The organism is Bradyrhizobium sp. (genome assembly GCF_036735945.1).
Classification (GTDB): domain Bacteria; phylum Pseudomonadota; class Alphaproteobacteria; order Rhizobiales; family Xanthobacteraceae; genus Bradyrhizobium.
Map to the genome: position 1 here is coordinate 1 of NZ_DAINNI010000189.1, position 6567 is coordinate 6567.

The following is a 6567-nucleotide window of genomic DNA, read 5'->3' on the forward strand; positions in this document are numbered from 1 at the left end:
GGGCGCTGTTCGCCTTCCAGCGCATGATCCTCTGGGAAATCCCGTTCATGCCGGCGAGGTTCGTCTGGTTTCGCGCCGCAGTCTCGCTGCCGTTTCCGTTTCTTGCAGCGGCAATCGCGATGGTGATCGGGAAACCGTGAGACCCGGATTACCGGCGCATCGGCGCTCTCGACCCAAGCCGGAGACGAACTCTCTAGCCGACAGGCACTTTCGTGTGATTGGATGATCGTGGATGATCGTCAGAACGCGAAGGCCAAGCGCTATGGACAAGCTCAGCTTTCAAAATCCGCTCTTCGCTACTTACGCAGTCGCGGCCTCCATCATGATCCTTAAAGCCGTCTCCATGTCATGGCTGACCGTCGTTCGCATGATGCGGGTAAATGGCGGATTTCGCTCGCCAGAAGATCTCAAGAAGACGGTCCTCAACCCCAAGCCAAGCGCTGAACAACTGGCACCCAATGAATATGTCGATCGCATCCGGCGAATTCAGCTGAACGATCTTGAAAATCTGCCGTTTTTCCTGATTGCAGGATTTCTTTTCATATTGACCGAGCCGACCCTGATGCTCGCCCAATGGCTGCTGTATGGCTACGTCGTTTCGCGGTTATTGCACTTTGCTGCCTACTTCACGGCCCGGACGCACGACACGCGTGCAACGCTATGGACCGTGGGTTCTCTAATCTTGATCTTTATGACCTGCTGGACGCTTTGGGTCGCGTTGCGTCAGTGATGTCGGCTGTGCTGTAGGCGAGCCGGTATTCCAGAGATTTCAGTGATTGAGCGGATGTGCCCCGCAGCGTATTGGACACTCCGTATGCGCAGCCGCACGACGCTCTTTTACTTGGCCCCTGAGGGCAAAACGCGGTTGGGTGGGGGGCTGGAAGAGCGGCCGGTCCACGGCCGTCCCAGCGCATAGACTCCCGTAATGTTATAATATAACGTCATTCCATGCCCCACTCCCATACCCACGACCACGCCCATCACCACCACGGCCACGTTCACTCCCATGGCCCGGCGACGCCGCATCCGGCGCAGGCGGCGCCCTGGTCGATCCTGCGGATGACGGTCACGGCGCGCCTCGCCGCGGCGCTGGCGGTGTCGGCCGCGCTGTGGGCCGTCGTGCTGGTCGCGATGAGGTAAGCATGGCGGCGCAGCTCAAGCTCCACAACGTCACGCTCGGCTATGACCGCCATCCGGCGGTGCACCACCTCACCGGCGAAGTCGCCGCCGGCGCGCTGGTAGCGGTGATCGGGCCGAACGGCGCCGGCAAGTCGACGCTGTTCCGCGGGCTCGCCGGCATTCTGAAACCGCTCTCGGGGTCGATCGATCTCGGCGGCCTCGATATCCGCGACATCGCCTACCTGCCGCAGAGCGCCGACATCGACCGCAGCTTTCCGATCTCGGTGTTCGATTTCGTCGGCACTGGTTTGTGGCGGCAGATCGGATTTTTCGGCGGCATCAGCCGCGGGGCGCGGGACAGGATCACCGACGCGCTCGCCGCGGTCGGCCTCAACGGATTCGAGAATCGGGCGATCGGCACGCTGTCCGGCGGGCAGATGCAGCGCCTGCTGTTCGCGCGCGTGCTGCTGCAGGATGCGCGGCTGATCGTGCTCGACGAGCCCTTCAATGCGATCGACACCAAGACCTCCGCCGATCTGCTGGCGCTGGTGAAGCGCTGGCACGGCGAGGGCCGCACCGTGCTGGCGGCGCTGCACGACATGGATCTGGTGCGCGACCATTTTCCGGAAACCCTGCTGCTGGCGCGCGGCCCGGTCGCCTGGGGCGCGACCTCCGAGGTGCTGACGGCGGAAAACCTGATGGTCGCGTTACGGATGTGCGAGGCGTTCGACGACAGCGCCGCCGCCTGCGTGGACGACATGCCGTCGCGGGCCGCCTGATGCTGTACGACGCGCTGATCGCGCCCTTCACCGAATTCGAGTTCATGCGCCGCGCGCTCGCCGCGGTGATCGCGCTGGCGTTGGGCGCTGCGCCGATCGGCGTGTTCCTGATGCTGCGGCGGATGAGCCTCGTCGGCGATGCCATGGCGCATGCGATCCTGCCGGGGGCGGCGATCGGCTTCCTGGTCTCCGGCCTCAACCTGTTTGCGATGACGACCGGCGGCCTGATCGCGGGCTTTGCCGTAGCCCTGCTCGCCGGTCTCGTCGCGCGCAACACCGAGTTGAAGGAGGACGCCTCGCTTGCGACCTTCTACCTGGTCTCGCTGGCGCTTGGCGTCACCATCGTCTCCGTCAAGGGCACCAATATCGACCTACTGCACGTGCTGTTCGGCAACATCCTGGCGATGGACGACCAGACGCTGCTGGTGATCGCCTTCAACGCCACGCTGACTCTGATCGTGATGGCGATGATCTATCGTCCCCTGGTGATCGAATGCGTCGATCCGGTGTTCCTGCGCACGGTCAGCCGCGCCGGTGCGCCCGCGCATCTGGCGTTCCTCGCGCTCGTCGTCATCAACCTCGTCAACGGCTTTCACGCGCTCGGCACGCTGCTCGGCGTCGGTTTGATGATCCTGCCCGCCGGCATCGCGCGGTTCTGGTCGCGCGACATCACCGGCATGATCTGCATCGCGGTCGCCAGCGCGATTGCTTCCGGCTATGCCGGGCTGGTGCTGTCGTTCCAGACCAAAATCCCCTCGGGACCCGCGATCATCCTGATGGCTGCGGGGTTGTACATCTTCTCGCTGCTGTTCGGCCCGGTCAGCGGCCTGGTCCGGCAGTTGTTTCCCGGCCGGCATCTGGAGGCGTGAGCGTGATCCGCTTCTTTATCATCGCGCTCGCCATGCTCGCGGCCATCGGCCCGTCGCGCGCTGCGGAGCGTCTCGACGTCGTCGCCAGCTTCTCGATCATCGGCGATTTCGTCCGCAATGTCGGCGGTAACAGTGTCAGCGTCACCACGCTGGTGGGCCCCGACAGCGACGCGCATGTCTATGCGCCGACGCCGGCGGATGCGAAGAAGATCGCCGGAGCCCGGCTGATCTTCGTCAACGGCCTCGGCTTCGAAGGCTGGCTGCCGCGGCTGGTGCAATCCTCCGGCAGCAGGGCGAAGATCGTCACCGCGAGCGATGGCATCTCGCCGCTCCGGCTGGGCTCGGCGGCCGATCCGCATGCCTGGCAGTCGGTCGGCAATGCCAAGGTCTACGTGGCGAATATCAGCCGTGCGCTCGCGGCCGCCGATCCCGACGGCGCCGAACAATTCAGGAAGAATGCGCAGGCCTATGTCGAAACGCTCGACGCGCTCGACCGCGAGGTTCGCGACGCCGTCGCCAGGATCCCGCCGGACAGGCGCAAGGTGATCTCGACCCACAACGCCTTCGGCTATTTCGCAGCCGGCTATGGCATCGAGTTCATCGCGCCGCTTGGCGTCTCCACCGAATCCGAGCCGAGCGCGCGGGACATCGCCAGGATCATTACCCAGATCCGAACCGCGGGGATACCGGCGGTATTCCTCGAAAATATCACCGACCCCCGCCTGATCGGCCGGATCTCGGCCGAGACCGGGGCCAGGATCGGCGGAACGCTCTATTCGGACAGCCTGACGGGCGAAAAGGGCGATTCTCCCACTTACATTGCGATGGTCAGGCACAATATAAAGACCCTGACCAGCGCGCTGAGCCCATAGGGCAGGGGCCTCCCTGCCTGCCGGCGCGCCTTCCATTTCCGCTCCGGAGCCTTCATGTCCGAATTGTCGTCCCAAAAAATTCCAGTGACCGTGCTGACGGGCTATCTCGGCGCCGGCAAGACCACGCTGCTCAACCGCATCCTGTCGGAAAACCACGGCAAGAAATACGCCGTCATCGTCAACGAATTCGGCGAGATCGGCATCGACAACGACCTCATCATCGGCGCCGACGAGGAAGTGTTCGAGATGAACAACGGCTGCGTCTGCTGCACCGTGCGCGGCGACCTCGTCCGCATCATGGAAGGCCTGATGAAGCGCAAGGGCAAGTTCGACGCCATCATCGTCGAGACCACGGGCCTGGCCGATCCGGCGCCGGTGGCGCAGACCTTTTTCGTCGACGAGGACGTGCAGAAGAACGCGCGGCTCGATGCCGTGGTCACGGTCGCCGATGCGAAGTGGCTGAGCGACCGTCTGAAGGATGCGCCGGAAGCCAAGAACCAGATCGCGTTTGCCGACGTAATCGTGCTGAACAAGACCGATCTCGTCTCCAAGCCGGAGCTTGCCGAGGTCGAAGCGCGCATCCGCGGCATCAATCCCTACGCCAGGCTGCACCGCACCGAGCGCTGCAAGGTGGCTCTCTCGGACGTGCTGGAACGCGGCGCCTTCGATCTGGACCGCATTCTGGAGATCGAGCCGGAATTCCTCGATGCCGGCGACGATCATCATCACCACGACCACGATCATGGCCATGACCACCACCACGATCACGGCCACAGCCATGGCGGCTTGAAGCACTACCACGACGAGGACATGCAATCGCTGTCGCTGCGCTCGGACAAGCCGCTGGATCCCACGCGGTTCATGCCCTGGCTGCAGAACCTCGTCGCCACCGAGGGTCAGAAGATCCTGCGCTCGAAGGGCATTCTGGCCTTTGCCGACGACGATGACCGCTACGTGTTCCAGGGCGTGCACATGATGCTGGAAGGCGATCATCAGCGGAAGTGGAAGGACGGCGAGCCGCGCGAGAGCCGCGTCGTCTTCATCGGCCGCGAATTGCCGGAGCAGACCATCCGCGATGGCTTTGCGGCCTGTATCGTGACGTGAGGCGAAGAAGTTCGAAATCATGGCCTCCGAACAACTGACCATTGCTTCCATGACCGACCGCGTCAAACCCGTCGCGGTCGGCGCACCCATAGCGTCGGTGCATTTTCTCGGCGATCGCGCTGCCTTCGTCTGCGCGGAGGAGAAGATCGCGCTCGCCGGCGCCGACGGCGACATCTCTCGCACCGACGTGCATGGTGGCGCCATCCTCTGCGCGGCGTCCGATGGCGCGCGCATCGTCACCGGTGGCGATGACGGCAAGGTCGTTGCGTCAAATGCCAAGGGCGAGACCTCGGTGCTCGCGACCGACGCCAGGCGGCGCTGGATCGACAACGTCGCGCTGCATCCCGACGGCGCCGTGGCGTGGTCGGTCGGCAAGTCGGCATTCGTCCGCAGCGGCAAGGGCGAGGAGAAGAGCTTTGATGCGCCGTCGACTGTCGGCGGGCTGGCGTTTGCGCCGAAGGGCCTGCGGGTCGCGGTCGCCCATTACAACGGCGTGACGCTGTGGTTTCCCAACATGGCGGCCAAGCCGGAATTTCTCGAATGGGCCGGCTCGCATCTTGCCGTGACCTTCAGCCCGGACAACAAATTCCTCGTCACCGCGATGCACGAGCCGGCGCTGCACGGCTGGCGGCTCGCCGACAACAAGCATATGCGGATGAGCGGCTATCCCGGTCGCGTCCGCTCGATGTCGTGGAGCGCGGGCGGCAAGGGGCTTGCGACTTCGGGCGCCGACACCGTGATCATCTGGCCGTTCACCAGCAAGGACGGCCCGATGGGCAAGGAGCCGGCGATGCTGGCGCCGCTGCAGACGCGCGTCTCGGCGGTCGCCTGTCATCCGAAGCAGGAGTTCATGGCCGCCGGCTATAGCGACGGCACCGTGCTGATCGTGCGCTATGAGGACGGCGCCGAAATCCTGGTCCGTCGCAACGGCAGCGAACCGGTCTCCGCGCTCGGCTGGAACGCCAAAGGCACGTTGCTCGCCTTCGGCACCGAGGATGGCGACGCCGGGATGATGGAATTTTAATCGATCCGTTGCATTCAGCCGTTATGTGGGGCCATGCGGTTTCTGACGACCTTCCAGATCCACGATTTCATCGACACGCTGGTCAGCCTGACCGCGGCGTTTGTGCTCGGCACCTTGATCGGAGCGGAGCGGCAATACCGGCAGCGTACCGCGGGCTTGCGAACCAACGTGCTGGTCGCGGTCGGCGCGGCGGCGTTCGTCGATCTCGCCATGCACCTCACGGGCGCTGACGGCGGCGTGCGCGTCATTGCCTATGTCGTGTCGGGGATCGGCTTTCTCGGCGCCGGCGTTATCATGAAGCAGGGCATGGACGTGCGTGGCCTCAACACCGCGGCGACCTTGTGGGCGTCGGCCGCGGTTGGCTCCTGCGCCGGCGCGGACATGGTCGCCCAGGCGGTGGTGCTCACGGTGTTCGTGATCGCCGGCAATACGTTGCTGCGCCCACTGGTGAACGCGATCAACCGTATTCCGCTGAACGAGCAGTTGTCGGAAGCGACCTATTATTTCAAGCTCGCCGTCGCCCCGGACGCGCTGCCCGACATGCGCGATCGGCTGGTCGAGAAGCTGGAAGCCGCCAGCTATCCGGTGGCCGATGTCAATGTGGTTGAATTCGGCGATGATCTGCTGGAGATCGTCGCGACGCTGGTCAGCACCGCGGTCAATCCCAACGAACTCAATCGCGTCGTGGTCGACCTGCAGCACCAGCCCGGCGTGAAGCACGCGACCTGGGAAGTGAGCACGACTGACTAGTACCCGGAATCATAGCTGAGTGATACGTCGACTTTTGAAGGGACGCTGGC

At 64.2% G+C, this 6567-nt stretch carries 8 protein-coding genes; all 8 read left to right on the forward strand.

Annotated features, from left to right (window positions below; translation table 11 throughout):
• Positions 1-262 precede the first annotated feature (262 nt).
• Positions 263-730, forward strand: coding sequence for an MAPEG family protein (locus V7E26_RS28465; protein ID WP_324422719.1), 468 nt, complete (start codon positions 263-265; stop codon positions 728-730).
• Between the two features lie 218 nt (positions 731-948).
• Positions 949-1140: a hypothetical protein gene (locus tag V7E26_RS28470; RefSeq protein ID WP_324422720.1), complete on the forward strand. Its 192-nt coding sequence runs from the start codon at positions 949-951 to the stop codon at positions 1138-1140.
• A gap of 2 nt (positions 1141-1142) precedes the next feature.
• Positions 1143-1898, forward strand: coding sequence for a metal ABC transporter ATP-binding protein (locus V7E26_RS28475; RefSeq protein WP_324422721.1), 756 nt, complete (start codon positions 1143-1145; stop codon positions 1896-1898).
• Positions 1898-2767, forward strand: coding sequence for a metal ABC transporter permease (locus V7E26_RS28480; RefSeq protein ID WP_324422722.1), 870 nt, complete (start codon positions 1898-1900; stop codon positions 2765-2767). The genes V7E26_RS28475 and V7E26_RS28480 overlap by 1 nt, the downstream gene beginning before the upstream one ends.
• 32 nt (positions 2768-2799) lie before the next feature.
• Positions 2800-3639 carry a metal ABC transporter substrate-binding protein gene (locus tag V7E26_RS28485; RefSeq protein WP_442893495.1) on the forward strand — a complete coding sequence of 280 codons (840 nt, stop codon included), beginning with the start codon at positions 2800-2802 and terminating at the stop codon, positions 3637-3639.
• Positions 3640-3693: 54 nt separating this feature from the next.
• The gene (locus V7E26_RS28490) at positions 3694-4743 is read left to right on the forward strand and encodes a CobW family GTP-binding protein (protein WP_324422723.1); all 1050 of its coding nucleotides are present in this window, start codon (positions 3694-3696) and stop codon (positions 4741-4743) included.
• A 19-nt stretch (positions 4744-4762) separates the two neighbouring features.
• Positions 4763-5767 carry a WD40 repeat domain-containing protein gene (locus V7E26_RS28495; RefSeq protein ID WP_324422724.1) on the forward strand — a complete coding sequence of 335 codons (1005 nt, stop codon included), beginning with the start codon at positions 4763-4765 and terminating at the stop codon, positions 5765-5767.
• A gap of 33 nt (positions 5768-5800) precedes the next feature.
• Positions 5801-6517 carry an MgtC/SapB family protein gene (locus V7E26_RS28500; RefSeq protein WP_324422725.1) on the forward strand — a complete coding sequence of 239 codons (717 nt, stop codon included), beginning with the start codon at positions 5801-5803 and terminating at the stop codon, positions 6515-6517.
• The last annotated feature ends 50 nt before the right edge of the window (positions 6518-6567 follow it).